23 protein-coding genes are annotated in these 26,227 nt (G+C 71.9%); 9 read left to right on the top strand and 14 right to left on the bottom strand.

The genetic code is table 11. The features are described 5' to 3' along the window. Positions 1 to 58: 58 nt before the first annotated feature. The 6 genes from AC067Z_RS22770 to AC067Z_RS22745 form a co-directional block, all read right to left on the bottom strand. Positions 59 to 1,339 carry an aKG-HExxH-type peptide beta-hydroxylase gene (locus AC067Z_RS22770; protein WP_478791407.1) on the bottom strand — a complete coding sequence of 427 codons (1,281 nt, stop codon included), beginning with the start codon at positions 1,337 to 1,339 and terminating at the stop codon, positions 59 to 61. Positions 1,340 to 1,418: 79 nt separating this feature from the next. Then, a complete protein-coding gene (locus AC067Z_RS22765; RefSeq protein ID WP_478791406.1) occupies positions 1,419 to 1,604 on the bottom strand; it encodes a hypothetical protein in 186 nt (61 codons plus the stop codon). Positions 1,605 to 1,722: 118 nt separating this feature from the next. After that, positions 1,723 to 4,869: an SAV_2336 N-terminal domain-related protein gene (locus AC067Z_RS22760; protein WP_478791405.1), complete on the bottom strand. Its 3,147-nt coding sequence runs from the start codon at positions 4,867 to 4,869 to the stop codon at positions 1,723 to 1,725. A gap of 6 nt (positions 4,870 to 4,875) precedes the next feature. Next, a complete protein-coding gene (locus AC067Z_RS22755; RefSeq protein WP_478791404.1) occupies positions 4,876 to 5,889 on the bottom strand; it encodes an AAA family ATPase in 1,014 nt (337 codons plus the stop codon). A gap of 181 nt (positions 5,890 to 6,070) precedes the next feature. After that, positions 6,071 to 8,170 carry a VMAP-C domain-containing protein gene (locus AC067Z_RS22750; RefSeq protein WP_478791403.1) on the bottom strand — a complete coding sequence of 700 codons (2,100 nt, stop codon included), beginning with the start codon at positions 8,168 to 8,170 and terminating at the stop codon, positions 6,071 to 6,073. Next, positions 8,167 to 8,574, bottom strand: a complete 408-nt coding sequence (locus AC067Z_RS22745; RefSeq protein WP_478791402.1) for a CU044_2847 family protein — start codon at positions 8,572 to 8,574, stop codon at positions 8,167 to 8,169. The genes AC067Z_RS22750 and AC067Z_RS22745 overlap by 4 nt, the downstream gene beginning before the upstream one ends. 136 nt (positions 8,575 to 8,710) lie before the next feature. On the opposite strand from AC067Z_RS22745, the gene AC067Z_RS22740 reads away from it, so the two are divergent. Then, the gene (locus AC067Z_RS22740) at positions 8,711 to 8,890 is read left to right on the top strand and encodes a DUF6104 family protein (protein WP_003992906.1); all 180 of its coding nucleotides are present in this window, start codon (positions 8,711 to 8,713) and stop codon (positions 8,888 to 8,890) included. A 30-nt stretch (positions 8,891 to 8,920) separates the two neighbouring features. Here the strand turns inward: AC067Z_RS22740 and AC067Z_RS22735 are convergent, their stop codons facing one another. Next, positions 8,921 to 9,697, bottom strand: coding sequence for a hypothetical protein (locus AC067Z_RS22735; protein WP_478791401.1), 777 nt, complete (start codon positions 9,695 to 9,697; stop codon positions 8,921 to 8,923). Positions 9,698 to 9,866: 169 nt separating this feature from the next. Between AC067Z_RS22735 and AC067Z_RS22730 the strand changes: the two genes are divergently transcribed. Both AC067Z_RS22730 and AC067Z_RS22725 read left to right on the top strand, forming a co-directional pair. Continuing rightward, positions 9,867 to 10,727: a DUF4097 family beta strand repeat-containing protein gene (locus tag AC067Z_RS22730; RefSeq protein WP_478791400.1), complete on the top strand. Its 861-nt coding sequence runs from the start codon at positions 9,867 to 9,869 to the stop codon at positions 10,725 to 10,727. 1 nt (position 10,728) lies between these two features. Beyond that, a complete protein-coding gene (locus tag AC067Z_RS22725) occupies positions 10,729 to 11,736 on the top strand; it encodes a PadR family transcriptional regulator (RefSeq protein ID WP_478791399.1) in 1,008 nt (335 codons plus the stop codon). A gap of 50 nt (positions 11,737 to 11,786) precedes the next feature. Here AC067Z_RS22725 and AC067Z_RS22720 read toward each other — a convergent pair whose 3' ends face one another. Continuing rightward, positions 11,787 to 14,543 (bottom strand): type 1 periplasmic-binding domain-containing protein, encoded by a 2,757-nt coding sequence (locus AC067Z_RS22720; protein WP_478791398.1) that lies wholly within the window; start codon positions 14,541 to 14,543, stop codon positions 11,787 to 11,789. A gap of 123 nt (positions 14,544 to 14,666) precedes the next feature. Here AC067Z_RS22720 and AC067Z_RS22715 point away from each other — a divergent pair, with 123 nt between their 5' ends. Further along, positions 14,667 to 15,512, top strand: a complete 846-nt coding sequence (locus AC067Z_RS22715) for an MBL fold metallo-hydrolase (protein ID WP_478791397.1) — start codon at positions 14,667 to 14,669, stop codon at positions 15,510 to 15,512. Here AC067Z_RS22715 and AC067Z_RS22710 read toward each other — a convergent pair. The 3 genes from AC067Z_RS22710 to AC067Z_RS22700 all read right to left on the bottom strand — a co-directional run bounded on the left by AC067Z_RS22710 (position 15,490) and on the right by AC067Z_RS22700 (position 19,511). After that, complete coding sequence (locus AC067Z_RS22710) at positions 15,490 to 16,878, bottom strand: glycoside hydrolase family 5 protein (RefSeq protein WP_478791396.1); 1,389 nt, start codon at positions 16,876 to 16,878, stop codon at positions 15,490 to 15,492. The genes AC067Z_RS22715 and AC067Z_RS22710 overlap by 23 nt on opposite strands. 74 nt (positions 16,879 to 16,952) lie before the next feature. Next, positions 16,953 to 17,918: a zinc-binding dehydrogenase gene (locus AC067Z_RS22705; protein ID WP_478791395.1), complete on the bottom strand. Its 966-nt coding sequence runs from the start codon at positions 17,916 to 17,918 to the stop codon at positions 16,953 to 16,955. Between the two features lie 381 nt (positions 17,919 to 18,299). Continuing rightward, complete coding sequence (locus AC067Z_RS22700; protein ID WP_478791394.1) at positions 18,300 to 19,511, bottom strand: NAD(P)-dependent malic enzyme; 1,212 nt, start codon at positions 19,509 to 19,511, stop codon at positions 18,300 to 18,302. 520 nt (positions 19,512 to 20,031) lie between these two features. On the opposite strand from AC067Z_RS22700, the gene AC067Z_RS22695 reads away from it, so the two are divergent. From AC067Z_RS22695 to AC067Z_RS22685, 3 genes are read left to right on the top strand one after another with little or no spacing between them, the layout of a single operon-like run. After that, on the top strand, positions 20,032 to 20,991 hold the full coding sequence (locus AC067Z_RS22695; protein WP_478791393.1) for an ABC transporter substrate-binding protein: 960 nt from the start codon (positions 20,032 to 20,034) through the stop codon (positions 20,989 to 20,991). Between the two features lie 41 nt (positions 20,992 to 21,032). Further along, positions 21,033 to 21,989 carry an amino acid ABC transporter permease gene (locus AC067Z_RS22690; RefSeq protein ID WP_478791392.1) on the top strand — a complete coding sequence of 319 codons (957 nt, stop codon included), beginning with the start codon at positions 21,033 to 21,035 and terminating at the stop codon, positions 21,987 to 21,989. A 5-nt stretch (positions 21,990 to 21,994) separates the two neighbouring features. Then, a complete protein-coding gene (locus tag AC067Z_RS22685; protein ID WP_478791459.1) occupies positions 21,995 to 22,747 on the top strand; it encodes an amino acid ABC transporter ATP-binding protein in 753 nt (250 codons plus the stop codon). 66 nt (positions 22,748 to 22,813) lie between these two features. Here the strand turns inward: AC067Z_RS22685 and AC067Z_RS22680 are convergent, their stop codons facing one another. Next, positions 22,814 to 23,593: a class I SAM-dependent methyltransferase gene (locus AC067Z_RS22680; RefSeq protein WP_478791391.1), complete on the bottom strand. Its 780-nt coding sequence runs from the start codon at positions 23,591 to 23,593 to the stop codon at positions 22,814 to 22,816. Between the two features lie 80 nt (positions 23,594 to 23,673). Here AC067Z_RS22680 and AC067Z_RS22675 point away from each other — a divergent pair, with 80 nt between their 5' ends. Continuing rightward, positions 23,674 to 24,288 (top strand): CGNR zinc finger domain-containing protein, encoded by a 615-nt coding sequence (locus AC067Z_RS22675; protein ID WP_478791390.1) that lies wholly within the window; start codon positions 23,674 to 23,676, stop codon positions 24,286 to 24,288. On the opposite strand, the gene sodX is transcribed toward AC067Z_RS22675, so the two are convergent. Next, positions 24,207 to 24,632, bottom strand: coding sequence for a nickel-type superoxide dismutase maturation protease (sodX, locus tag AC067Z_RS22670; protein ID WP_478791389.1), 426 nt, complete (start codon positions 24,630 to 24,632; stop codon positions 24,207 to 24,209). The genes AC067Z_RS22675 and sodX overlap by 82 nt on opposite strands. Before the next feature lie 150 nt (positions 24,633 to 24,782). On the opposite strand from sodX, the gene sodN reads away from it, so the two are divergent. After that, entirely contained in the window at positions 24,783 to 25,178 is a 396-nt protein-coding gene (gene sodN / locus AC067Z_RS22665) for a superoxide dismutase, Ni (protein WP_478791388.1), read from the top strand. 77 nt (positions 25,179 to 25,255) lie between these two features. On the opposite strand, the gene AC067Z_RS22660 is transcribed toward sodN, so the two are convergent. After that, complete coding sequence (locus AC067Z_RS22660; RefSeq protein WP_478791387.1) at positions 25,256 to 26,212, bottom strand: LysR family transcriptional regulator; 957 nt, start codon at positions 26,210 to 26,212, stop codon at positions 25,256 to 25,258. Between the last annotated feature and the right edge of the window lie 15 nt (positions 26,213 to 26,227).

Here is a 26,227-nt window from a genome sequence, read left to right as displayed (position 1 = left end):
ACGTCTCCCTATTCGTCACACTCGGGCGCACACAGCGCAACCGGCAGTCTGCACAGTGTCACCCAAGGATCCGGACCGCATTGCCGAGACGCGCATGGTGCCTTCCCATTTCCTCCGTGAACTCCCTGCCCTCGATGGTCAGTTCATCGGATTCGAGCAGAAGGGACAAGGCTTCTCCGACCTGTTCGCGGTACGTGTCGAACTGCGCTGCCGCGCGCTGCCGCCACGGCCGTGGCAGACCTGGTCCGGCGACGGCCCGTCGCCAGAGATCCGTGAGGGCGAGATGGGCGTAGGCGCCTTGGAGGATGCCGGGGATCGGGCGCGGATCGGGGCGCCATCCGACACGGTGCCGCGCTCCGTCCCCGGCCCGGTGCAACGGCACCCGTTCGTGGAGTGCGGCGAGCTTCGTGTGGTGCGTCTCGTGGACGAGTATTTCGGCCATCTCCTGCGGACCGTCGGGCAGCGACGTCAGCACCGCCCCGGGCGCGGCGCGCAGCGTGGCGCTCATCGCCGCCTCGCCTGGATCGCCCGGCGCGATGGGTACCACCGTGCGCAGGAGGGCGTTGATCTCGGCCTTTCGGCCCGGGTCGGTCGCGGCCAGCAACCGGTGGGCGCCGGACCAGCACTGCGCCCAGGCACGGTGGTCGGCGGGCCGGTGCCCGGCCGCACGGCGCGCGGCGGCACCGACGCCGCTGCGGGGAACCCGGTAGGGGTCGAGGTCGTCCAGTGCCGTGGTGCCACCTTGCAGTGTCCGTACGCCCTTCCAGCCGGGCCCGGCTGCCGTCGGCCCGCGACCGCCGGCGCGAGCCGCCGGGAACAGCACGGCGCCGGTGCGCCAGCCCGCACCGGCGAGGAGCAGCAGCCCTGCGCGACCGTGCACTCGGGCGCTGCCGCCCGGGCAGCTCAGCACACCGAGTCCGGGAAGGGTGAGCAGGCCGGTGGGTGCCTGGAGGGTGGTGGCGAACCGGCACCCGGCGCGTAGGGCGGCTGCCGCCGCGATGCCTCCGAGATGGGTGAGATGCCGGTCGAACTCGGCACCCTCGGGGGCGGCGAGCACCTCGGCCAGCCAGGCGCCGGTCAACGGGTAGTCGATCACGTCACGGACGGCGCCGGGAGCGGACTGCTCGGCCCGCTCCAGCAGTTCCCAGTCGTGATCGAAGCGGGCCACGACGGAGGGATCCAGCCGTGCGCGCTGCCGGTCCACGCGGGCCAGCAGCGACTTGAGCAGGAGAAGCCGACGGGCGTGCAGCCCGGCACGCAGTGCATCTGTCCCCGAGGGGGCGGGGCGGGTCCTGGCCAGTGCCGCGAAGACGTCGGACGGTACCGGGGCAAGCCTCATCCTGCCCGTTCCCCGTCCGGTACGGCATCCCGCGGGGCCTCGCCGCATCCGGCCTGAATCATTCGCTTCCGCGGCGACTTCACACCGCGCCACCCTCGCCGGAATACCAGGACTCGGCCAATTCCGAACTGCTGCGGAGCACATGGTCGACCGCCTCGGCCAGCTCCGGATCCTCCATGGCACGCAGTGTCCGCAGGTCGACGTCGGTGAGGTCGGGCAAGAGCGGGGTCCGTCCGGAACCGGACACCCACATACTCTGCTCCACCACCATCGGCTCCTCTCCCACCATGACCGTCCCGTACGGCCGCCGTAGCTGCACAGTTCTTCCCGAGGCCGGAGAAACAGAAACATGTTCGACTCAACTCCGGCCATGCTCCGGCGCGTCAGGCCGGGCGGGCCTCCTGCCACGGCGGCCACGGCGGGGACAGCCGGTCCCAGTCGTCGTCGGACAGCGGGGCGCCGGTCACCGCGGTCTGCTCCTGGGCGTCGAGGCGGGCAGCGCTGCCCCGGGTCGATTCGACTTCCCGCCAGTCGACTTCGCGCAGTGAGCCGGTCAGGCGCCGCCATTCCGCCGCCGCCGAGCGGTAGGCGCCGCGGGCGGCTGCGGTGCGGCCCATGAGTTCGAGCACCGCGCCCTGACCGTGCAGGGCACGGGCGGCGGTCACCGAGCCGTTCTCGCCTCCCTGCGCGGCCGCGCGGGCGTCCTGCTCGGCATTGCGATACGCCTGGAGGGCTTCGGAGAAGCCGGGGGCGCCTGCCCTGCGCCGCAGTTCGAGCCGGACCCTGCCCAGTTGGAGCCAGCTCTCGGCCCGGATGTGTTCGTCCGGGGCCGCTCGTACGGCCTGCCAGAGCAGATGGCGGCTCTCGAAGAGATCGGGCAGGAAGCCGAGATGCCGGAAGCGGTGGGCCAGGGCGCTGCCCACCAGGGCCTGGAGCCTTGCCCGTTCCACGGAGCGCGCCGGTACGGCGGTGAGGGCCTCGCGCAGCACGTTCTCGGCACGGTCGACCGCGGCTGCACCGTCCTCCGTGGCGGCGCGCCTCAGCAGCGACTGGCCCCAGTCGGCGAGGAGTTCGAAGCGCCGGCCGCCGTCGTCGGGGCTGAGCCGGGCTGCCGCTTCGTAGGCACCGTCGGCGGAGAGATGGTCGCCGGTGCTCTCCAGGTGACGGGCCTGCGCGATGTGACAGCGCAGCAGCAGGCCGGCGTCGTCGGTCGCGGCCTCCTTTGCGCGGGCCAACGCGGCCCGGGTCTCGTCCGGATCGGCCCCGGCAGCGCCCAGCGCGTCGGCGAGATCGAGCAGGGCGGCACACCGCACGGAGTCGGGTGCGCCCTCCGCATCCAGCGACGTGCAGGCGTCGCGCAGTTCCCCGGCGGCCTCGGCCGCCCGGCCGAGCGCGAGGAGCAGCCTGCCGCGCCGCAGGAGCAACGACCGGCGGCGGGTGCGCGGGATGTCGGCGATCTCGCCTGCGAGGGCGGCGAGCGCGGTCTCCAGCTCGGCGTGCACGCCTGTGGCACGCCACAGGTCGTAATGGACGACGGCGAGTTCGAGTCCGGCGTCGATCCGCAGCTCGCTGTGGTGCGGTGCCGCGGCCATGGCGGCGCCGAGTGCCGCCGCGGCCTGCCGGAGCAGGTCGGTGTGGCGGCCGGTGTCCCTGACGGACGCGGTGCCCGACTCGGCGCGCAGGATGCGGCCGAGGACGATGCGCGCCCGGATGCCGCCTTCGGAGGAATCGACGGAGTCGAAAAGTTCGGCGGGGGCCGACGGATCGGCCCCGGGGGCCCGCAGGGCCTCTTCGGCCCGGTCCCTGGCGCGCCGCAGCAGTGTCGGGTCGGCCTGGCTGCGCCACTGGCCGAACAGGCGCTCCGCCTCGGCGAGCGGCACCGGGGTCACCAGGTCGGGCTGGTAGTGGCGCAGCACCCGGGCGGGGATGCGCGCGAAGAGCTCGGCTTCGACCCCGGCTGCCGTCTCGTCCACGGCGTCGTCGTGGTCGGCGGGCGCCGGCTGCGTCTCCTGCCCGGCGAGGCGTGCGGCCGCGAGCGCGGCGAAGTTGCGGGTGCCCCGGCCGAAGTGCCGTTCCACGTAGGCGGAGCAGTGCTTCAGCACGAGCGATGCGGTGTCCCGGTCCAGCGAACCGAGCAGCAGTTCCTGCACCCGGCCGGGGTAGACGAAGCACGGTCGTTCATCGGTGCCGGGCAGTTGCCTGAGCAGCCCGCCGAGGAGCACTTCGGCGAGTTCCATCGGCCCGGTGTCGGGGAGCATGGCCCGCTGGACGAGCTGCATGACGGGCAGGACCAGGGGCGCGGCCGCGAAGTACACGGCCAGCCGGACCGCGCCGGTCGAGGCGCTCGCCCGGAACGCCCGCAGCAGCTCTTCGTCGGTGCGGCCCACCGGTGGGGCGGGCGCCGCGGCGGAACCGGGGCCGACGGGTCCGGCCCAGGCGGCCCAGGCGCGCACTCCTGCACCGCCGTGGCCGGACAGCAGCCGGGCCCATGCCTCGAACGCCTCGGGTGTGGGCTGCAGTACCGGGACGGGAACGGGCCGCGGTATGTCGTCGGCGGTGTCCCACGGCTCGTCGTCGGGGTGGAAACGCAGGCGGCCGCCCGGTTCCGGCGCGCGCACCAGCACGCCCGGTTCGACCGGCAGCGCGGTGCGGCCCCACAGGCGGGGCGGCAGCGGCTGGACGACGGCGAGCGGCGAGTTGCGGGGCCAGGAGTGCAGGAGCTCCTGGGCCGCTCCGCGCTGCCACAGCGGCCCGACGCAGTCGCTGACGACGAGGGTGAGCCGCCGCCCCACGGGGTCGTGGAACTGATCCGCGGAACGCAGTCTGGTGCGCTGTCCGGGGCCGCTGGTGGTGCCGACGAGCGGCGGCCCGTCCCCGGTGTCGTAGAGCTGGTGGACCTGGACGTCGCGGAAGACGCCGGACTGCTGGCAGGCCTGGCGGAGCTCCTCGACCATGCGCTCCCAGACGATCATGGCAGGGCCTGTGTCCATCAGCAGCTGGATGTCGACGCGGCGGTGCCGGGCGGGCCGCCAGACCGGGGTGAGAGTGCCGGTCCGGGCGCTGCGGTCGGCGGTGGCTTCCTCGTCGAGCCGCGCGTCCGCGGGGTGGGCGGGCGAGGCGTTGTAGTGACGCAGGGGCCGCAACGCCCGCTGGAGGCCGAGCAGTCCGGGCAGCGCGGTCGCGGCGGGCGCACGGACGGGGAATACGGTCCCGCCAGGCCCGGCCGCGCTGCCCGGCTCGCCGGGCAGATGGAGGCCGATCGAGGCGGACGAGGCTGTCGGCGCGGGCAGACCGGAGAGGGGGTCGCCGGTGGCGCAGGGATCGTCGTCCGGTCCTCCCACGGGCTCCGTGTCGTGACGCGCGGGCGGATCGCCCGCACCGAGGTCGGGCGGGGCGGCGGCATCACCGGCCGGGCCGGGGAGCCGCCCGTCGGGGAGCCACTGGGCGAGCCAGACCGCGTCCGCGATGTCCTCGGCGATCGGGTCGAGGCCACCGCCGCGCAGTCGCGCGATCAGTTCTCCCCGATGCATCCGCCATCACCTCGAACGGTCGAGCGGCTGCATGAGCATGGCTGCGATTCGGTCCCGGGTCAGCCGCTCGGCGTGCTGGGCGTGCTGGGTGAGGAACAGGGCGTTGAGCAGCTGATCGGTGGCGATGATCTCGCCCGGGTCCCGGTTCAGATAGCGGTCGATCAGGTCCCGGCCGTCGGCGGCGCTCTCGCCCCCGAGGTGGGCCTCGACCATGCCGGTGAGCTGATCGGCTCCCGGCGGCTTGAGTTCCAGCTGGATGCAGCGGCGCAGCAGCGGGGCCGGGAAGTCGCGTTCCCCGTTGGAGGTGAGGACGATGAACGGGAAGGTGGTGCAGGCGACCCGGCCGCCGTGGACGCGGACCCGCTCCCCGTCGTCGCTGACGACCTCGACGTCCGGCTCCCGGTCGGCGATGCGCTCCAGTTCGGACAGGGCGAACTCGCCCTCCTCCAGGGCGTTCAGGAGGTCGTTCGGCAGGTCCAGATCGCTCTTGTCGAGTTCGTCGATGAGCACGACGCGCGGCAGTGCGGAGGGGAGCAGCGCGGTGCCGAGCGGTCCGAGACGGATGTACGAGCCGATGCCGAGGGGGGCGGCGGCCGCTGCGGAGCCGCCCTGGGCACGCTCCAGCTGCACGTCCTGGAGGCGGCCGATGGCGTCGTAGCGGTAGAGGCCGTCCTGGAGGGAGGACCGGCTGACGATGGGCCAGCGCAGCACCCGGCCGAGGCCCAGTTCATGGGCGACCGCGTAGGCGAGGGTCGACTTGCCGGTGCCCGGATTGCCCGTCACCAGCAGCGGACGGCGCAGATAGAGCGCGGCGTTGACGGCGTCGACCTCGGCGGGCCGTGGGGCGTAGTTCTCGACGAGCCGGCGGCGGACGCCGAGCCGACGGGCCGTGCTGGGGTCCGCGCCCGGGTCGGTGTCCTGCGCCACGGAGGCGAAGTCGCGCCACGGGGGCGGTGCGGGTAACCGCTGCACGCCGTCGTGCGGGTCACCGACACCGCGGTAGATCCGCCAATCGTTCACCTTGGGCTCCTCCCGGCTCTGGTGAGGCCGTGCAGCGGGTACAGCGCGTACGGCGGTCGACGTTACCCCTCACCGGCTTGCGTGCCGACCCCGACTATCGGACGATTCAAGGATTTTGACGATCCATCACTCATGGTTCGGCCGCCGTCCGACATCGGCGCGCACGGGGCGCGGCGCCCCGTCAGACGGCGGGGTCGGCTGTCGGCGGCGGTCCCACGGCCTCTCTTCCGTAGGGCGGGCGGTCGGGCGGATCGAAGAGAACGGCGATGCTTCCGGCCCAGCCCGCCTCGGCGGCGGTCTCGGGCGCGGCGTCGGGGTCCGTGGCGTGAATGCGCAGATCACGAATGTGCCGGTGCAGTCCGTCGGCGCTCCCGGCCCGTTCGAGGAGCCGGCCCGCCCGTCGCAGGAAATCCCGGCAGTCGTCGTGGTCCTGACCGCCGCGCCGCCACAGGACGAGCGGGTGACCGGCGGCGAGCGCGGCGGCCATTGCATGGAAGCCGTCACCGCTGCCCACGTGTCCGCAGTAGACGGGTACGGCTCCGTCGTCGGCGCGCAGGAGCCGGCCGTAGGTGGCCCGCATGCTCTCGCGACGCACCGATGCCGCGTGTCCCGATGTCTCGGTCTCCCCCCGCAACGGCACCGCGCTGAGGGGGCCCCGCGCCGCCGCCTTCCACAGCGTGCGCCATTCCGGGCTGGCCTCGCGGGTGTTGCGCCTGCGGTCGCGTACGACGACGATCCGGCGCAGTCCGAGGGGCATGGCGTGGTCGTCGAAGAAGTCGAGTTCGTCGTCGCCGTCCGGCGCGAGCCGCCAGGAGTCGAGCGGCTCGTCGAACAACTGCCGTGGCAGCAGCGCCTCGACGGCCGCGAGATGCTCTCCCCTGTCACCGCGGCGAAGCGCGTCGGCGAGCGGCTCGCGCAGGGACTCGCGCAGCCGCGACCGGGGCACTCCCCTGTCGTCGCCGTGCAGGGGGCTGACGTCCCGGCCGTCGAAGAGGAGCTTGACGCTCCAGGGGTAGCGGTCGCCGTAGACGGGGTCGCCTATCTCGACGAGGACGTCGGCACGGGCTCCTGGGGTGGTGCGTTCGTGCAGGGAGACGGATGCCGGAGCGGCGGCGGGGCGTCCCGCCTCGTCGAGCTGCAGGACTCGGGTGATCTCCGCGCGGATCGGCTCGCGCGCGTTCTCCGCCTGGACGGTGACCCAGTCGGCGAGGTCACGCAGGGCCGCGGGATCGGCCGCGGCGGCCGGGGCACGGCCCGCGTCCGTCACGAAGGTGTGGCGCACGACCTTTGCCGCGTACAGGAGGACCGCGTCGAGGTCGAGTGCCGGGCTGGTCTCGCGGCCGTGCAGGTCGCGGAGATCGTGCAGAAGTCCGGCGCCCTCGCGCCAGGTGCGCGGGTCGTGCTCGATGGGTGAGCGGAACTCGTCCTGCAGCACCCTGCACTTGACCTCGTGGACGAGGTCCATGACCTCTCCGGGACCGCTGGGCGGCGGCAGTTCGGCGAGTCTGCCGTACAGATGCACCCGCAGCGCCGGGGTGATGCCGGCCGCGCCCGGGGCGCGCAACAGGGTCTGGGTCCTGGTCCAGTCGGGAGCACCTGCCGTGGCACGGAAGCGCCGCAGGTGGTACCGGTCGTGTTCGCGCATGACCGTGTGCATGACCCGGCCGCCCCGGAGGTCGTACAGCTCGCGCAGCGCCGTGATCGGGACGGCGGCGCCCTCGTCGGGAGCGCGTCCTTTGTTCATGCCGATCACCGCGCCGTGCCGCCGGTCGACGACCGGGCCGCCGGAGACGCCTTCGACGGGCAGACTGCCGGAGAGCAGCAGCGCCTTGCCGTCGAACGCCGCGGCCTCCGCCAGCCCGTGCCGCCTGCCGAGGTCACCGGTCCGGTGCGACCAGCCGTGCAGGCTGACGGGTGCCGGGATGGACGGCGGCCGGTCACTGATCCACACGCACGGGGCGTCGGTCGCGTCGGGGACGTGGATGAGCGCGATGTCCGGGAACTCCCAGCGCGGCCGGTCCTCTTCGGGGTGTTCGGGCCGGGGCTTGGCGAGCACGACCTCACCGGCAGTGGTGCCGCCGTCCCAGGTGACGCCGACGGCGCGCTCGTTCCTCCACACGGCAGCCCCTCCCTTCCCCACCACGTGGGCGCAGGTCAGCAGCCAGCCGGGGGCGATGAAGAACCCGCTGCCCCAGTACCGGTCGCCGTGCGGGTCATACCCGTCACCGGCGGCGAAAATGCGTGCGAGACAGGGGCGCACGACCTCCTGGAGGGCGCTCATTCGACGCCGGGGGCAGACGCTCCGGGGTCGGTTCGGGCACCGGGCAGGGCGGCCCGGTCCGGTGCGCCGTCCGCGGGCCCCGGCTCGGTCCAGGTCAGCTGTACGGACACCGACGCCCGCCCGCCCGCGTCGGCAAGGGCGCTGACGATCTTGCCGGACTGCGCGGTCAGTTCGATGCCGAAGGACACCCCGACCTCGACGGGGCCGGTGGGATCGAGACCGGCGCGCAGGGAGCGCACGACGCCGCCGACGACATCGGACAGGCCGCCGGCCATGGCGATGACGCGGTCACCGGCCCCGGTGTCCTGGTAGCCACCGCCGGATCCGAGTTCGTGAGCCTGGTTGATCCTGGCCCAGACGACCGTGCCGTCGTCGAGCCGTACGCGAGCGATCCCATCCGTCACAGCGATCCCCGTTCCCCCATGGCGATGAGGAAGAAGGCTAACCCCGTGCCGGGGACGAGCGACAGACAACGATGCCTATCCTGGCGGGGAAGCGCGTTTCCCGCGTCCATCACGAGTTCATGCATACGGAGCACCGTTGTACTTCACCGACCGCGGCATCGAGGAACTGGAGAAGCGGCGCGGCGAGGAGGAGGTCACCTTCGAGTGGCTCGCCGAGCAGCTGCGGACGTTCGTCGACCTCAACCCGGACTTCGAGGTCCCCGTCGAGCGGCTGGCCACGTGGCTGGCGCGCTTGGACGACGAGGACGACGAGTAGGTCCTGTCCGGGGGCCTGGCCCCTGGCGTCTCAGGCGTGGCGAAGGCGTTCGTACGCCAGGGTCAGCATCCCGTGCGCCAGCAGCAGCGCACCCGCCGCCGCCCAGCCGGAGCTGCGGCGGCGGATGCCCCAGGCGGTGAGCGGGAGGCCGGCCGCCAGTTGCGCCGACCCCAGGATGCGTGCGCCGGGGCCGTGCAGCCACGGGTCCAGGGCGCCTTCCTCGACGGCGTCGCGCCAGCCCGACCACTGGACCGTCTCGGCGCCCTGTTCGTGTGCCGCCGCGCGCTGGCGGTCCGCCGGGTCGCCCGGGCCGAGGCCCGTGGGGAGGGCGAGGCCGGTGCGGGCCAGCACGGCGGTGAGGCCCAGCAGCCGCGCCCGCGCGTCCGCTTCCGGATCGGGGAGGGTCAGCGGCTCCAGGGCCTGCAGATCCAGGACCGGGTCGAGCCCGAGACGCGCCGTGAAGGTGCGCATCGCCTCGTCTTCACCGACCGGTGTGCCGTCCGCGAGCCAGATGTAGCCCACCGGGCGGCGGAATCCGGACGCGAGCGTGAAGCCGGCCCGGTCGGCGTCCCACCACAGGGCGAGCACGGGCCAGTCCGCGCCGATGGCGAGGGCAGCGGCCCAGCCGGACAGGACCGCATCGACGTGTTCGCCCCCGTCGAGCCAGGGTTTGCCCTCGGGGACCGCGACGCTCCACCCGCCGGCGGGGACGAGAAGCATCCGTTCGCGCAGCAGATGGAGCGGTTGCCGTACGGCCGCGACCTCGGCGCGGCACAGCAGCAGGGCTCCGACGGATGTCGCGTTCATGGCCCCACGCTAGGGCAGTTCGCCCGGAATGGCATGGAAGGCAGGCTTTGTGGGCGGCCACCGCCGCATCGGGCGCGACGATCACCTTGACATCCCCGATCCGCGATATATCGTGTTCCGTACGAGACGCGATATGTTGCGTCGTGGCCGGCCTCGGGAGGTCAGCACCATGGCAGAAACGACATGGGAAGTCGCTGAGCCCAAGAAGCTCACCTTCGACGACCCGGTGGCGAGGCTCAACGTGCGCATCGTCAACGGAACGGTCAACGTCGTGGGCACCGACGAAGGTTCCGCCCGTCTCGAGATCTCCGAGGTGGAGGGCCCGCCCCTCGTCGTCACCCGGCACGGTTCGTCGCTCACCGTCGCGTACGAGGACCTGCCCTGGAAGGGCTTCCTCAAGTGGCTCGACCGCAAGGGCTGGCACCGCAGCGCCGTCGTCACCCTCGTCGTCCCGGCCGGCGCCGCTGTCGAGGTCGGCGTGGTCGGCGCCGGGGCCGTCATCTCCGGCATCCGCGGTACCACCGCCGTGCGCGGCGTCAGCGGCGACACCACGCTCGTCGGGCTGACCGGCTCCGTCCTCGCCGAGACGGTCTCCGGCAACCTGGAGGCCCAGTCGGTCACCGGCGACCTGCGCTACAACTCCGTCTCCGGCGACCTCACCGTCATCGACGGCTCCGGCCATTCCGTGAAGGCCGAGTCGGTCAGCGGCGACATGGTCATCGACGTCGACCCCGCCGGCGGCCCCACCGACATCCGGCTGACCACCGTCTCGGGCGAGGTCGCGATCCGGCTGCCGCACCCGGCGGACGCCCGCGTCGAGGCGAACACCGCGGGCGGCAGACTCTCCAACGCCTTCGACGATCTGAGGGTCAGCGGGCAGTGGGGTGCCAAGAAGATCACCGGCACCCTCGGTGCGGGGACCGGCACCCTCAAAGCGACGACCGTTTCCGGCTCCATCGCGCTGCTGCGCAGGCCGGCCGCCGAGGAGGACGAGGCCCAGGCCGAGGCCCCGACCGGGAAGGTTCTCTGACATGCCCCCCGTATTCGCCCACGGACGGCTCCGGCTCTATCTGCTGAAGCTGCTCGACGAGGCCCCCCGCCACGGCTACGAGGTGATCCGCCTTCTCGAGGAGCGCTTCCAGGGCCTGTACGCACCGAGCGCGGGCACCGTCTACCCCCGGCTGGCCAAGCTGGAGGCCGAGGGGCTCGTCACGCACGCCACCGAGGGAGGCCGCAAGGTCTACTCGATCACCGACGCGGGCCGCGCCGAGCTGGCGGGCCGCAGCGGCGAACTCGCCGATCTGGAGCTGGAGATCCGCGAGTCCGTCTCGGAACTGGCCGCGGAGATCCGCGACGACGTGCGCGGCGCGGCCGGCAAGCTGCGCAGCGAGATGCGCGCGGCGGCGAACGAGACCCGCACCTCCCGGCCCTCCGGCGCCGGGGACTTCCCGGACTTCGGCGACTTCGGCGACTTCGGCACGGACAAGGAGTCCTGGCGGGCGGCGAAGGAGGAGCTGCGGCGCGCCAAGCAGGAGTGGAAGGAGCAGGCGCGGCGCGCGAAGGACGAGTCGCGCCGGGCGCGTGAGGACGCCAAGCAGGCCCGCCGCCAGGCGCAGGAGGCGACCGAGACCGCCCGCGCCGAGATGCAGCGCATCGCCAAGCAGGTGCAGGACCAGGTCCAGGGCCACTTCGCCCGTGGCGACTGGCCGACGGGCGTGCGCGAGGGCCTGTCGGAGCTGACGACCCAGCTCGGCGGACTGGCCCGCGGCACGGCATGGCCGCCGTACGTGAAGCCGGACGCCGCGGACACCGACCCCGGCTGGGCCCGGGACACCGTGGACGACGCGAACGAGTCCGCCGATCCCGCACGTGATCTGGAGCGCCTGCTCGACCGCTTCCGCGACGACGTACGGGACGCGGCGCGCGACCACGGCGTGACGCGCGAGCAGCTGGCCGAGGCGCGGCGGCACCTGTCGACGGCAGCCGCGCACATCGTGGCCCTGCTGCGCACCCCGCAGGAGGGGAAGGACAAGCCGTAGGCCGAGGGGTGCCCTACGGGCCCGCGCCACCTTGGCGCGGGCCCGGCGCCTCACGGGCAGGGGTGACGCCCGGCTCCCCAGATGTTCCGCACGTCGCCTCGCGCCACGGTCCCGCACAGCAGCACCGTCTGCGATCCCCCGGCGCCGCCGCGCTCGACCGCTATCAGCTTCTCCTCCGTCACCTGTCCGCCGCCCGCCGCGCCGTGGGCGTCGATGCGTCCGGTCGCGCCGTCGAAGCCTCCGCCACCGAGCCCCTGGTAGAGAACCGCCTGGAGCAGCCGACGGTCCAGGCGCTCGTCGCGTCCGCCGGTGCCCCGCCACGCCTGGTCGACACCCTCGGCGAGGTAGCGCATCGCGTCCCATGCGAGCGCCACATGGGCGTCCTGCCGCATCGCCCCGGTGCGGGTTCCGTGGTCCTGTGCGTAGGTGCGGTCGTACGCGGACAGGAAGGCGGCCGCCTCGCCGCTGGAACTGGCCAGTGCCGGCGCCCGGCCGTGCGAGACGTAGTAGAGGCTCAGCCCGGCGAAGAGCTCCCACGGACGGCGTTCCTCGGTGAGGGCGTTCGTCACGTCGTCGCCGCCGAGCACGCTCACTTTCGGACAGTCGCGTGCGTCCCGGCTCAGTTCGCCGAGGAAGAGCTGGAAGTGGCTGCCGCGTCCTGCCCACACCACCGCCTTGCGCGGATCCTCGGCGACGGCCTGGCACACCTCGCGGGCCAGGTCGGCGACGGTGTCCGCCGTGGCGCCGGACGGCGATCCCGGTACCGGGGAGGGCTCGGGCGCGTCCGTGGGCGTGTACAGCAGCACGTCGGTGCGGCCTTCGCCGTACGCGGCCCGGAAGGCGGCCGCCAGTGACGCGCTGTAGGCGTCGGCCGGGTCGGCGATCAGCTGCACCCGTGACGCGGGCTTGCCGCCGACCATCGGGGCGTGCCGGGCGAAGGCCGCCATGACCTGCCCGGCACGGGTGTCGGTCGGCGCGGTCTGGTAGTAGTGCCCGCCCTGGCGCAGCAGTTCGTCTGCGGTGCCCGAGGTGCCGACCATCGGCAGTCCGGCCTCGTCGAAGACGCGCATCGCCTCGTAGGTCCGCCGGCGGCTCTGGCCGAAGCCGACGACGCCGACGATGGAGTCGTCCCTGTCCGCGAGCTGAACGATCCGGCGGGCGACGGCCGGGGCGTCCTTGAACCGGTCGCCCGCGTTCGCGGCGAGGACCCGCAGCGGCACCCGCTCGCCCGAGCGCAGCGCCTGGGCGTTGACGTAGTCCTGGGCCAGGGCCAGCCCGCGCAGTTCGGCGAGGGTGCCGCCGCGTACGGGGTCCTCGGCGTCCTTGCCGCCGCTGAGCGGGCCGAAGAAGACCACGGTACGGGCGTCCGGCCTCGGATCGCCGTCCGCCCGTCCGGCCAGCTCCTTCTCCACGTCCTTGTTCTGCTGCTCGATGCGCTGCAGCACCTCGCGGACCGCCCGTTCACCGGGGTCGGCACCGAAGGACGCCGCGCCCTCGGCGACGCCGACGCACTGCCCGTCGGTGCCGAGGAACGTCGAGCCGAGGCAGGGATCGGGGCCGGTACGGGAGAACGGGACACCGGCCACCAGCCCGAGCACCAGCGCGACCGCGACCACGCACGCGCACAGGGCACCGGCTATCTCGACTCCCGGCCCCCAACGGTGCGACGGCGGGGCGAGCGTGGGCCACCGGCCGAGCCAGTACGTGGCCGCCTGGTCGTCCTCGGGACCCTCGGCCACCGGGACGACCATGCCCGAGGGGCTGCCGGTCGGGGTGCCGCGCTGGGCGATGTTGGCGAGGTCGGCACCCGCGGCGGAGAGCCCGGCCACCTCGATGTCGGGGATGCGGCTGGCGAGCGTGCGTACTCCCGCCGCCACCGAGACGACCGAGGTGCACCGCAAGTCCTCCATGGCGGAGCGCAGTTCGCGCAGGAAGCGCTGGACGCGCGACTCGGCCGCCCCCGCCTCCTCGACCAGGACCACGAAGCGGCTGACCCTGCGGCGGCGCCACGGGTCGAACAGCCGCTTGCGGCTGGCGGCCTCGAGGTCGGCGAGCAGGGCGTGGACCAGGATGCGGTCGAGCTGTTCCGGGTCGCCGTCCGGGCCGCCGCCGACGAGGTCCAGGGCCGAGCGGAAGAAGTCGGCCGGCGGCGTGCCCTGCTGCTGCCGGACCCACTCCGCGTACCAGCGGCGCGTGCCGGAGCGTCCACGGCCCAGCATGCGGCGGTTGGCCCGACGGCCGTACAGCGCGCGGGGCAGCCGCTGGAACAGCGGGCCCGCGACGAAGTTCCACAGCAGTTCGAGCAGGGTGCCGCCGTTGGCCTGGTCCCGGCCCCCCAGCCACCACAGGCCGCGGGCGAGCGCCGACACCTCCCGGTGCTCGGCGTAGCAGTGGTCGCGCAGCTCGGAGGGACGGCGCTCCATCAGACCGCCGGCGGCCGGTGCGGTGACGGCGGCCCGCAGCAGCCGGTACGAGGGCAGCCGCAGCCGCCCGCTGCCCGGGGGCATGGTCGCGTCCAGCTGGAAGGCGATCTGCTCGAACAGGTCGAGGGGCGGGGCCGCCGGATCGGCGACGTCCTCGGTCAGATACGCGTGCGGCGCCAGCCTGCCCTCGCGGCCGCGTAACCGGTGCCGCAGGCCGGCGGCGATCCGGCGCCCCGCCCTGCCGTCCCCCGGCTCGCTCAGCAGCACCACCGGTACGCGAGTGCGGCTGCGGCGCGGCTGCACCACCAGCTTGTCGAACGCGTCGACGAACCGTTCGACGCCCGGATAGGGCGGAATACGCCCCTGTTGCTCCCCCGTGGACACCTGTCCCCCTTCTGTCTCGTGCGTCGTACCGAACGTCAGACCTCGTGCCCAACCGCGGTGGCGCGCAACCGTCGCCGGCCGACGGCTGCCTCGCTCTTACCCGCGCTGGGCTACGGTGACCTGGTGATCGACTTCTCTGCGGGTGCGCCCGTCCCCGGCAGTCTGGACGTCGCCTGGCACGCCGGCTGGCCGTCCCCCAAGCACGATCCGGCATCCGAGATCCAGGTGCACCCCTATTCCGAACACACCCTGATACTGCGGCAGAACAAGTCCGTGCACTTCGAAGCCCCCTTCCTCTTCCTGCTGTTCGGGAACGAGCGGGCGTTGCTGCTCGACACGGGCGCCAGCCCCGACCCCGCCCATCTGCCGCTGCGCGCCACCGTCGACGCGCTGATCGACGCCTGGCTGGAGCGGCATCCGCGCACCGGCTACGGCCTGGTGGTGGCACACACGCACGGGCACGGCGACCACATCGCGGGTGACGCGCAGTTCGCGGACCGCCCGCACACGGAGGTCGTCGGGCCTTCGCTCGACGCGGTGACCGAGTACTTCGGGTTCGAGCGGTGGCCGCTGGTGCCCACGGAGCTGGACCTCGGCGGGCGCGTACTCGACCTGCTGCCCGGACCGGGTCACCAGGAAGCCGCGGTCGTCGTCCACGACCGGCATACGGGTGTGCTGCTGACCGGCGACTCGCTCTACCCCGGCAGGCTGTACGTCCAGGACGTCGCCGCGTTCTCGGCCACCGTCGACCGGCTTCTCGCCTTCTGCGAGACGCATCCGGTCACCCATGTCCTCGGCTGTCACATCGAGATGACCCGGACGCCCGACGAGGACTATCCGCGCGGAACGACGTACCAGCCGGACGAGCCGCCGCTCCAGCTCACCACCGGCCACCTGCGCCGGCTGCGGGACGCCCTCGACCGCCGCGAGGGGCCGGCCGGGGACTTCATCGTGGTCTACCCGGAATGACCCGCACGGTGACGTGTGCTCCGGGACGGGCGTCCACCCGCACCGTCTCCGCCCGGCCGGACGGGACCGTGCGCGCCCTCGTCCAGGCCCGTCCGGTCACCTCGACGCACCAGCCGCCCGCCCGCGGCGGCACGGAGACCTCCGTCGTCCCCGACTCCGCCCGGTACTCCAGGCGGTATGCCGATCGCTGCGGGTCGTACGCGTCGGCCAGGACGCGGCCCGCCACGGCCGCCGCGTAGGGCGCCGCGGTCTGCTCCTTGTTCGTACGGAAGCGGCCCTCCGCGTCGACGGCGCAGTACCCGCCTCCGTAGCACCAGACATAGCCCGCCCAGCCGGAGCTGTAGCGGTTCAGGGAGGCCAGGGCCTCGCGGTAGAAACGGCCCATGTTCGGCAGGGAGTTGTTGAGCGGGCCCCACTCCCCCACCACCACCGGCACGCCGTGCTGCGCGGGGTAGGCGGTCACGGCGGATTCGTACGCCTCGATCCAGCCGGCCGCCGGGTCGTAGTCGGCACCCGCCTCCATCGCCGCGTTGTAGAAGTGCGGGGCGTAGACGACCTTCGGATCCTCGATCCTGCCGAGTCCGGTGGGCACGCCCTCGCCGACGATCGGCGTCGGCTCGACGAAGAGCCAGGTGTCCCGGTCCACGGAACGGATCGCGTCCGCGATCCGGTGGTACATCGGCGTGAGTTGCTCCGCCTCGATGCGGCGGGCCGCCGCCGGCAGGTCCTCGCCCGGCGCGATCTCCCCCATCGGCTCGTTGATCAGGTCGTATCCGATGACGGCCGGGTGCTCCGCGAAACGGTCGGCCAGCACCCGCCACATCCGCGCCTGCGCGCGCCGCAGGTCCGGGTCCTCGTAGAGGTGTGTGAACGCGCGCTGTACGGCCGGCTCGAAGTACTCGGCGAACCAGTCGTCGGGGTGCGGTGTGAAGGGCAGCCCGTCGGTCCGGGTCGCCCACTCCGGAATGCCGCGGTGCCCGAACGCGGGCCCGAAGACGTCCTGGTGGGCATCGATCAGGACATGGATGCGGTGCTTGCGCGCCCAGTCCAGGATCCGTTCTATCTTGCGCAGGTACGCCGTGCTGTAGCGGCCGCGCTCGGGCTCCAGGTCGTCCCAGAAGACCAGCAGCCGGGCGAAGTTGAAGCCCTGGGCGCGCATGTCCGACAAGTGCCGTTCGGTGACGGCGGACAGGGCGTCCTCGCCGCGATGGGTCTTGTCCTCGATGTTCCAGCCGCGCAGGGTCAGGACCCGCCCGCGGTCGTCGGTCAGCCGGGGGATGTCCGGGGTGGTGTCGTTCTCCGCATGGGCCGGCCCGGCACAGAGCAGGGCGGCGCAGACGAGGACGGCGAGCAGGCGGCGGTACATGGAGAACCTCCGGCACAGTCGTTCGACAGTGCCGGAGATCCCATCAGCAGATCTGACGTTCCATCAAGAGTGCGTCAGGGATTGGTCAGCACGATCTTGCCGAACAGATCGCCGGAGGCGATCTTCTCGAAGCCCTCACGGGCCCGGTCCAGCGGCAGCACCTCGTCGATCACCGGTCGCAAGCCCGTGGCCGCGCAGAACGAGAGCAGGTCCTCCAGCTCGTCCTTCGACCCCATCGTCGAGCCGACGACCTTCAGTTCCAGGAAGAAGATCCGGGTCAGCTCGGCGTGCGAGGGCCGGTCGCCGCTCGTCGCGCCGGAGATCACCAGCGTGCCGCCGGGCCGCAGCGACTTGACCGAGTGCGACCAGGTGGCAGCGCCGACGGTCTCGATGACGGCGTCCACCCGGCGCGGCAGCCGCGCACCCGGCTCGTACGCCTCCTCGGCGCCCAGCTCGATCGCCCGCTTGCGCTTGGCCTCGTCGCGGCTGGTGGCGTACACGCGCAGCCCGGCCGCCTTGCCGAGCGCGATCGCGGCGGTGGCGACGCCTCCGCCCGCGCCCTGCACGAGCACCGAATCGCCCGGGCGCACCCCGGCGTTGGTGAACAGCATCCGGTACGCCGTCAGCCATGCGGTCGGCAGGCAGGCGGCCTGCTCGAAGGTGAGCTCCTTCGGCTTGGGAAGGACGTTCCAGGAGGGGACGGTGACCTGCTCGGCGAAGGTGCCCTGATAGCGCTCGGTGAGGATGGAGCGGGGCTCGTCGGGTCCGACGCCGTGGCCGCTCTGGCCGATGACGGAGTGGAGCACCACCTCGTTCCCGTCCTGGTCGACACCGGCGGCGTCGCAGCCGAGGATCATCGGCAGCTTGTCCTCGGCGAGACCGACGCCACGCAGCGACCACAGGTCGTGGTGGTTGAGCGATGCTGCCTTGACATTCACGGTCGTCCAGCCGGGACGCGCCTCGGGAGCCGGGCGTTCGCCCAGTTCGAGACCGTTCAGCGGCTGGTCGCGGTCGATACGGGCGGCGTAGGCGGCGAACATGACCTTGAGAGTAGGGCCGGCGGGTGCGTGGCGGAACCACGCACCGGTGTGACACGGCCCGCTTTTCGGCGTGACGGGGCAGGTGCGGCTGCGGCGGGCCTGTCCCGGGGCAAGCCCCGGCCCCCGCACCACGCTTCGCGAGGTGTTCCCCTCGCCGCCCCTTCGGCATGGCGGCCGTGGGGCAACCCGGACGGGCTGATCCCGCTCCGCGAACCCAGCCCCGCCGGGACCGGAGGGCGGTACCGGGGGGACGCGGTCCGGCCGCGGGAAAGGGCGGGGAAGGGAAAGCCACCCGGAAGGCGCAACAGACGCCGACGGGCCGGCCCGCACCCCCGCACGGGGTGCGACCGGCCCGTCAAGAGAAGCAGGCGCGGCGCGACGTCAGCGTCGCGCAACACCCTCCGCACGCGCCGCCGCGGCCACAGCCGCGGTGACCGCCGGGGCCACCCGCTCGTCGAACGGCGACGGGATCACGTAGTCGGCCGACAGCGCGTCACCGACCACGTCCGCCAGCGCGTTCGCCGCAGCGATCTTCATGCCCTCCGTGATGCGGGAGGCCCGCACCTGCAGAGCGCCTGCGAAGATGCCGGGGAAGGCCAGGACGTTGTTGATCTGGTTCGGGTAGTCGGAGCGGCCCGTCGCCACGACCGCCGCGTACTTGTGCGCGACGTCCGGGTGGACCTCCGGGTTCGGGTTGGCCATGGCGAAGACGAACGCGCCCGGCGCCATCGACGCGACGGCCTCCTCCGGCACCGTGCCGCCGGAGACGCCGATGAAGACGTCCGCACCGGCCAGCGCGGTCTCCAGCGAGCCGGACAGTCCCGCCCGGTTGGTGATCTCCGCGAGCTCCCGCTTGACCGGGGTCAGGTCCTCGCGGTCACGGCTGACGATGCCCTTGCGGTCGGCGACCGCCACGTCGCCGAGACCGGCCTCCAGCAGGAACTTCGCGATCGCCACACCGGCCGCGCCCGCGCCGGAGATGACGGCGCGCAGCTCGTCGAGCCCGCGGCCGGTCAGCTTCGCGGCGTTGCGCAGGGCCGCGAGGGTGACCACCGCGGTGCCGTGCTGGTCGTCGTGGAAGACGGGGATGTCGAGGCGCTCCTGGAGCTTGCGCTCGATCTCGAAGCACCGCGGTGCCGAGATGTCCTCGAGGTTCACGCCGCCGAAGGAGGGAGCGAGACGCACGACGGTCTCGACGATCTCGTCGGCGTCGGTGGTGGCGAGCGCGATCGGGACCGCGTCCACGCCGCCGAACTGCTTGAAGAGGATCGCTTTCCCCTCCATGACCGGGAGGGATGCCTCCGGTCCGATGTCGCCGAGGCCGAGCACCGCGGTCCCGTCGGTCACGACGGCGACGACCTGCGACTTCCAGGTGTAGTCGTGAACGAGCTCGGGCCGCTCGGCGATAGCGGTGCACACCTTGGCGACGCCGGGTGTGTACGCGAGTGACAGGTCGTCCTTGTCCCGGACGGGCACGGTGGCCTGCACGGCCATCTTGCCGCCGCGGTGCAGCGCGAAGGCCGGATCGAAGGGCTCGTCGGCACTCTCCGTGGTGGCGTTGTCGCTGCGAGGATTGACGATCTCCGCTGCCATGTGATTGACCCCTTAAGTCTTCATCAGTTGAGGGTGGCCACTCCTGGTTGAGGAGGGGTGGGCGGGCACCGCGTCCGTTCCCTGCACCGGCCGGTTGGCCCGCCCCGGCAGGGGTGATACGCACGCGCGGGCGCGCCGCACACGCGCCCTGAGCCCCGGATGAGGGGTGTAAGGATCCTTCTTACCCGACGGACCACACCGCAGACGAGTCGGTATCGGCGCGGTGACGCGGTTCATATCCGAAAACCAGGACAACCACGCCAGGTGCCGCGAACCGGCCCAGACCGCGAGACGGCAGGAGATTTTCCGGCCGGAAGAAGGCGTTCCAGCGAATGGTCCGGCCTTGATGTACCGGCCCGCTGGTGATCGGGGGTGTCCCGTTACCCGATTTTGACATGCGCGGCCCCCTGAATGGGCGAGTCCGAATGGCAAGATGCCGAAAACACACAAGGTCGCGACACTCGAAGATGAGTGCACAGACCTTGGTAAACCCCTCTACACACGCCGGAGGACCCCGATCATGACCGCAAGCACCACCCGTCGCACGACTGCCGCCAGGTCCCGGATCGCCGCGGTCGGCGCCATCGCGGTCGCCGGATCGCTGCTGCTCACCGCCTGTGGTGACCAGACAGGCTCGGGCTCGACGGAGACCGAGGGCACGAAGTCGACCTCCGCCCCGCTGTTCGACACGCTGCCGAAGAAGTACCAGGACGCCGGCGTGATCAAGGTCGGCACGGACGCCGCCTACGCCCCGATGGAGTTCGAGGAGGGTGGCAAGATCGTCGGTATCGACCCCGACATCGCCGCGGCCCTCGGCAAGGAGCTCGGCGTCAAGTTCGAGTTCACCAGCGGCACGTTCGACGGCCTCATCTCCTCGCTCAACACCGGCCGGCAGGACATTGTCATGTCTGCCATGAGCGACACGAAGGCCCGCCAGGAGGGTCTGGACGACAAGGGCAAGAAGACCGGTGACGGCGTCGACTTCGTCGACTACTTCAACTCCGGCGTCTCGCTCCTCGTGAAGAAGGGCAACCCCGAGGGCATCAAGTCGCTCGACGACCTCTGCGGCAAGAAGGTGGCCGTCCAGCGCGGCACGACGTACCACGACACCTTCAAGGCCCAGGCCGCCAAGTGTCAGAAGGACGGCAAGGGCACGCTGACGATCGAGGCGTTCGACACCGACGCCGAGGCCCAGACCCGAGTGAAGTCCGGCGGCGCCGTGGCCGACCTCAACGACTACCCGGTCGCCGCGCACATCGCGAAGACCGCGGGCGGCGGCAACGACTTCGAGGTCGTCGGCGACCAGACCGACGCGGGCCCGTTCGGCATCGCCGTCGACAAGGACAACACCGAGCTGCGCGACGCTCTCAAGGGCGCGCTGGACGCGATCATCGAGAACGGCGAGTACGAGAAGGTCCTGGAGAAGTGGGACGTCACGGACAGCGCGGTGACCGAGGCGACCATCAACGCCGGCAAGTAAGCGGCGTTCCCGCCTCAAGCGTTCAGTGAAGGGCAGTCACTGTGACTGACAAGTTCGACAAGCCACCCGCCGACGGAACACCCGATCCGGCGGTCGTCAAGACGGTCGCTCACCCCGAGCAGATCAAGGCCATCCCGGTCCGCCACTACGGCCGCTGGGTCAGCGGTGTCGTGGTCGTGGTCCTGCTGGCCACGCTGATCTACTCGTTCTCCCAGGGCGACGTCAACTGGCAGGTCGTCGGCAACCTGGTCTTCGACGACCGGATCCTCCGCGGCACGCTCAACACCGTGGTGATCAGCGTCCTGTCGATGCTGATCGGCCTGGTCCTCGGCATCGTCTTCGCGGTCATGCGACTGTCGAAGAACCCGGTGACGGGCGCCGTGGCCTGGCTGTACATCTGGTTCTTCCGCGGCACCCCGGTCTACGTCCAGCTGCTGCTGTGGTTCAACCTCGCGCTGATCTTCCCGGTCCTGAACCTCGGGTTCTACAAGGACGAGATGGTCGACGTGATGACCCCGTTCGTGGTCGCCCTGCTGGGTCTCGGCCTGAACGAGGGCGCCTACATGGCCGAGATCGTCCGGGGCGGCATCCAGTCGGTCGACGAAGGCCAGACCGAGGCGTCGCACGCGCTGGGCATGTCCAACGGCAAGACCATGCGGCGCGTCGTTCTCCCGCAGGCGATGCGCGTGATCGTGCCGCCGTCCGGGAACGAGTTCATCAACCTGCTCAAGACCTCCTCCCTGGTCTCCGTGGTGCAGTACACCGAGCTGCTGCGTTCCGCGCAGAACATCGGCTCCACGTCCTTCGCCATCATGGAGACGCTGCTGGTGGCCTCGATCTGGTACCTGGCCATGACCAGCGTGTTCACGGTCGGCCAGTACTACATCGAGCGCTACTACGCCCGCGGTTCGCTGCGGCAGCTGCCGCCCACGCCCTGGCAGAAGGTCAAGACGAAGATGACGGCTCTCTCGAGCCCCCGGGGAGGTGTTTCGGCATGACCGCCATGGTGAAGGCCGAGGGCGTCCACAAGTCCTACGGTGCGGCGCACATTCTCAAGGGCATCGACCTCGAGGTCGCCCCGCGTGAGGTGTTCTGCCTGGTCGGCCCGTCCGGGTCGGGCAAGTCGACGTTCCTGCGGTGCATCAACCACCTGGAGCAGATCAATGCCGGACGGCTGTCCGTCGACGGTCACCTGGTCGGCTACCGGCAGAAGGGCGACAAGCTCTACGAGCTGAAGGACAGCGAGGTCGCGTCCCAGCGCCGGGACATCGGCATGGTCTTCCAGCGCTTCAACCTGTTCCCGCACATGACGGCCCTGGCCAACGTCATGGAGGCGCCGATCCAGGTCAAGGGCGAGTCGAAGGCCGTCGCGCGGGAGCGCGCCGAGCGGCTGCTGGACCGGGTGGGCCTGGCCGACAAGGCCAAGAACTACCCGTCCCAGCTCTCCGGAGGCCAGCAGCAGCGTGTCGCCATCGCCCGTGCGCTGGCGATGGAGCCGAAGCTGATGCTCTTCGACGAGCCGACGTCGGCCCTCGACCCGGAGCTGGTGGGTGACGTCCTGGACGTCATGCGCGGCCTGGCCGAGGACGGCATGACGATGATCGTCGTCACGCACGAGATGGGCTTCGCCCGCGAGGTAGGCGACGCGCTGGTGTTCATGGACGACGGCGTGGTGGTCGAGTCGGGCCACCCGCGCGACGTCCTGGGGAACCCGCAGCACGAGCGGACGAAGGCGTTCCTGTCCAAGGTGCTGTAGCAGCAGGTACGTGAAGGGGCGGTACGGATCTCGGATCCGTACCGCCCCTTCCGCTGTCGGCCGCCGCTACTTCAGCGCGAGCACCAGCGCGTCGGACGGCGAGGCCCACACCGCCCGCGCCTCGCCGAAGCCCGCCTCGCGCAGCGTGCGCGCGTGCCAGTCGGCGGACGGGGTGTCGCCGTCCGCGTGCTCGCCGTAGATGCGGAACCGTTCGGCGGTCGGCTCGGCCAGAACCGGGTCCTTCGCGGCCAGGTCCCACCACTCGGCCCAGTCGAGCACCCCCGCCGCGCGGGCGCGGTCCATGCCGGCGTGCCGGTGGGCGCGCTCGGCGGCGTTGATGCGGGGGGTGGTGCGGTCGATCATGTGGTCGGCGTTCATGAACACGCCGCCGTCACGGACGAGCCCGCCGAGCTGCCCGTAGAGGGTCGCGAGCGGCTCACTGTGCAGCCAGTGCAGCGCGGTCGCCGTCAGGACCGCGTCGTACGCGGGGTGCGGCAGGGCCGCCGTCCACTCCGGGTCCTTCAGGTCGGCCGTGACGAAGGTGACCCGGTCGTCGTCGGCGAAGTACCCGCGGGCGATGGTCAACAGCGCGGGATCGAGATCGACCCCCGTACTCGTGGCCTTCGGGAACCGCTTGAGCAGCCGGTCCGTGATACTTCCCGTACCGCAGGCGAGATCCAGCACCCTCGGTTCGGGACCCACCGTGGCCTCGACCATGTCCAGCATCACCCGGAAACGCTCCTCGCGGTCGGGCATGTACCACTCCTGCTGACGGTCCCAGCTCTCCTGCCAGGCCTGCCAGTCGGCTGCGGTACCCGTGTCCGTCCCCGTCCTCGTCTCCACCACCGGAACCCTCCCGTCCGTAATACCCTCGAAGCAATAGCAGCTGTTACGCCGACATTAGACCGTCGCGGTAAGGACTACAAGTGGAACTGGCCTATTACTCGGACTACGCCGTGCGCCTGGTCAACACCGAGGAGCCGGCCCGCAACAAGGACGCGCTCACCTCCGTCGAGGCCGTCCGTGAGCTCTTCGGCGCGTCGTCCCAGGCCGCGCGCCGTGCCAACGACTCGGACGTCACCCGCTTCCGCTCCGTACGCGGGCGCCTGCGCGCGGTCTTCACCGCCGCGGACGCCGGCGACGAGACCCAGGCGGTCGACCTGCTCAACTCACTGCTGCTGGAGTTCCCCGTCAGCCCCCAGATCTCCGGGCACGACTTCCGCGACGAGGACGGCCGCCCCAAGTGGCACATGCACCTCGCCGACCACCCCTCGAACGCGACAGCGGGATACGCGGCCATCGCCGCGATGGGCCTCGCCTTCCATCTGACGGAGTACGGCGTCGACCGGCTCGGCCTGTGCCAGGCCGCCCCCTGCCGCAACGCCTATCTCGACACCTCGACCAACCGGTCCCGCCGCTACTGCTCCGACCGCTGCGCCACCCGGGCCAACGTCGCCGCCTACCGCGCCCGCAAGCGCCTGGAGACCGACCGGTCGGCCAGCACGGGCCGAAGCGCGGAGAGCACCCAGGACGCCACGTAGAACGGTGTGCGCCTGCGCCCCGGCAGCATCGGCCGGTAGCGGGCGCGCACACGCGCGAGCACCAGGTCGTCGGGGACCGGGCCGAACGCCCGACTGTCCACGACCTCGTCGTCCGGGTTGTCCCCCAGCACCCACCAGCCGCCGTCCCGCCGTTCCACCAGCCGCTTCACGATGAGCAGATCCTGCTGCAGCGGATGGCGCAGCACGGCCACGTCACCCGGCCGCATGTCGGCGCCGTTGTGCACGAGCAGTTGGTCACCGTGCCGAAGCGTCGGATACATCGAACGCCCGGTCACCTCGGCGAGCCCGAACGGCGCTCCCGCCCGACGCCCCTGCTCACTCATCGGCCACCTCCGGCTCCCACCGTATGTTCCGCCACCGGTCCCATGGTGACCCCGGACTTTTGTCCTAAGCCCCCGGGGGCACCCGCGAAAACCCGACTGTCACGGAGTAATGTCCCACCTGAGAAGACGATCACGAGGAAGGACAGCTCCATGCTCTCCCGCCTGTTTGCCCCCAAGGTGAAGGTCAGCGCCCACTGCGACCTGCCTTGCGGTGTCTACGACCCGGCCCAGGCCCGCATCGAGGCGGAGTCGGTCAAGGCCGTCCAGGAGAAGTACCAGGCCAACGAGGACCCGCACTTCCGGGCCCGCGCCACCACCATCAAGGAGGAGCGCGCTGAGCTCGCCAAGCACCACATCTCGGTGCTCTGGAGCGACTACTTCAAGCCGCCGCACTTCGAGAAGTACCCGGAGCTGCACCAGCTGGTGAACGACACGCTGAAGGCGCTGTCGGCCGCCAAGGGTTCGACGGACCCGGCGACGGGCCAGAAGGCTCTGGACTACATCGCCCAGATCGACAAGATCTTCTGGGAGACCAAGAAGGCCTGACACCCAGGTGTCGACAGGAGGCCCGGCCGGGATCCGGCCGGGCCTTCTGCACTGGATCACCCTGCCCGTGTGGCGGATCAGCCCACGGCGTGGCCGTCCGCGCCCGGCAGCCAGTCCCTTGCCGGATCGTGGTCCAGCCACCTGCGCTGCGCTGCGGTGCGCGCGAACGCCGCGACGAGTTCGGCGAGTTCGGACGTCTCGGGCGGGCCGGCGGTGATCAGGGACCAGGCGTACAGCGGGGTCGGCGCCGTCAGGGGGACGAAGCGGATGTCCCGGCGGCCGGCGTCGGCGGTCGTCACCGCGTCCGCGGGGAATAGCGAGAACGAACCGGCGTCCGCGCCGATCGCCGTCAGAAACGCGTCCAGGCCCAGATTGGGCCCCCCGACACGGCGGATGATCCCGAAGTGCGCGGCGAAATGGGACAGGAAGTCCAGACGTTCGGGCTCCGCCGGGCAACGCAGCACGCTGTCGCGCAGATCCGCCGGGCGTAGCTGCCGGGCATCGGCCAGCGGGTGGCGTGCGCTGACGACCGCGTCGACGGGTTCGAGTCTGACCGGGCGGCCGACCGGTGCCGTGCCCTGCCGGAAGGTGGGCAGCCTGCCGAGGCCCGCGCTCACCTCACCGCGCCGCACCGCCTCGGCCACGGCGGAGAAGTCCCGGCCGGTGCCGGGTTCGACGTCGATCCACGGATGGTCGGCAAGTACGTCGGCCAGCGTACGCAGCGGCCCGAACAGATGGCCCCAGACATCGATCCGCAGGCGTCGCCGACCGCCGCGGACGGCATTGACGGCGTCGTCACCCGCGGCGAGTGCACGGCGGGCGGGGGCGAGGAACCGTTCACCCGCCCCGGTGAGCCGCACGCCCCGCACGCCCTTGCCGCGGTCCAGCAGCCGTGCCCCGAGGGCGGACTCGAGACCCGCTACGCGTTTGGACAGTGCCTGCTGGCTGATCCCGAGCGAGGCGGCTGCGCTGCCGAAGTGGAGCCGGTCCGCGACCGCGGTGAAGGCGCGAACCTGCGCCAGGTCCAGATCCATGCGTCTCACCATAGG

The organism is Streptomyces sp. NPDC043812 (assembly GCF_056436245.1).
Note: the sequence above shows the minus strand (reverse complement) of the source record. Positions and strands in the feature narration are given on the sequence as shown.

Coding starts and splice junctions, on each gene's coding strand:
- AC067Z_RS22770 (WP_478791407.1), bottom strand. CDS start 1,339: ATGAGGCTTGCCCCGGTACCGTCCGACGTCTTCGCGGCACTGGCCAGG.
- AC067Z_RS22760 (WP_478791405.1), bottom strand. CDS start 4,869: ATGCATCGGGGAGAACTGATCGCGCGACTGCGCGGCGGTGGCCTCGAC.
- AC067Z_RS22750 (WP_478791403.1), bottom strand. CDS start 8,170: ATGAGCGCCCTCCAGGAGGTCGTGCGCCCCTGTCTCGCACGCATTTTC.
- AC067Z_RS22735 (WP_478791401.1), bottom strand. CDS start 9,697: ATGAACGCGACATCCGTCGGAGCCCTGCTGCTGTGCCGCGCCGAGGTC.
- AC067Z_RS22730 (WP_478791400.1), top strand. CDS start 9,867: ATGGCAGAAACGACATGGGAAGTCGCTGAGCCCAAGAAGCTCACCTTC.
- AC067Z_RS22725 (WP_478791399.1), top strand. CDS start 10,729: ATGCCCCCCGTATTCGCCCACGGACGGCTCCGGCTCTATCTGCTGAAG.
- AC067Z_RS22710 (WP_478791396.1), bottom strand. CDS start 16,878: ATGTACCGCCGCCTGCTCGCCGTCCTCGTCTGCGCCGCCCTGCTCTGT.
- AC067Z_RS22705 (WP_478791395.1), bottom strand. CDS start 17,918: ATGTTCGCCGCCTACGCCGCCCGTATCGACCGCGACCAGCCGCTGAAC.
- AC067Z_RS22700 (WP_478791394.1), bottom strand. CDS start 19,511: ATGGCAGCGGAGATCGTCAATCCTCGCAGCGACAACGCCACCACGGAG.
- AC067Z_RS22695 (WP_478791393.1), top strand. CDS start 20,032: ATGACCGCAAGCACCACCCGTCGCACGACTGCCGCCAGGTCCCGGATC.
- AC067Z_RS22685 (WP_478791459.1), top strand. CDS start 21,995: ATGGTGAAGGCCGAGGGCGTCCACAAGTCCTACGGTGCGGCGCACATT.
- sodX (WP_478791389.1), bottom strand. CDS start 24,632: ATGAGTGAGCAGGGGCGTCGGGCGGGAGCGCCGTTCGGGCTCGCCGAG.
- sodN (WP_478791388.1), top strand. CDS start 24,783: ATGCTCTCCCGCCTGTTTGCCCCCAAGGTGAAGGTCAGCGCCCACTGC.
- AC067Z_RS22660 (WP_478791387.1), bottom strand. CDS start 26,212: ATGGATCTGGACCTGGCGCAGGTTCGCGCCTTCACCGCGGTCGCGGAC.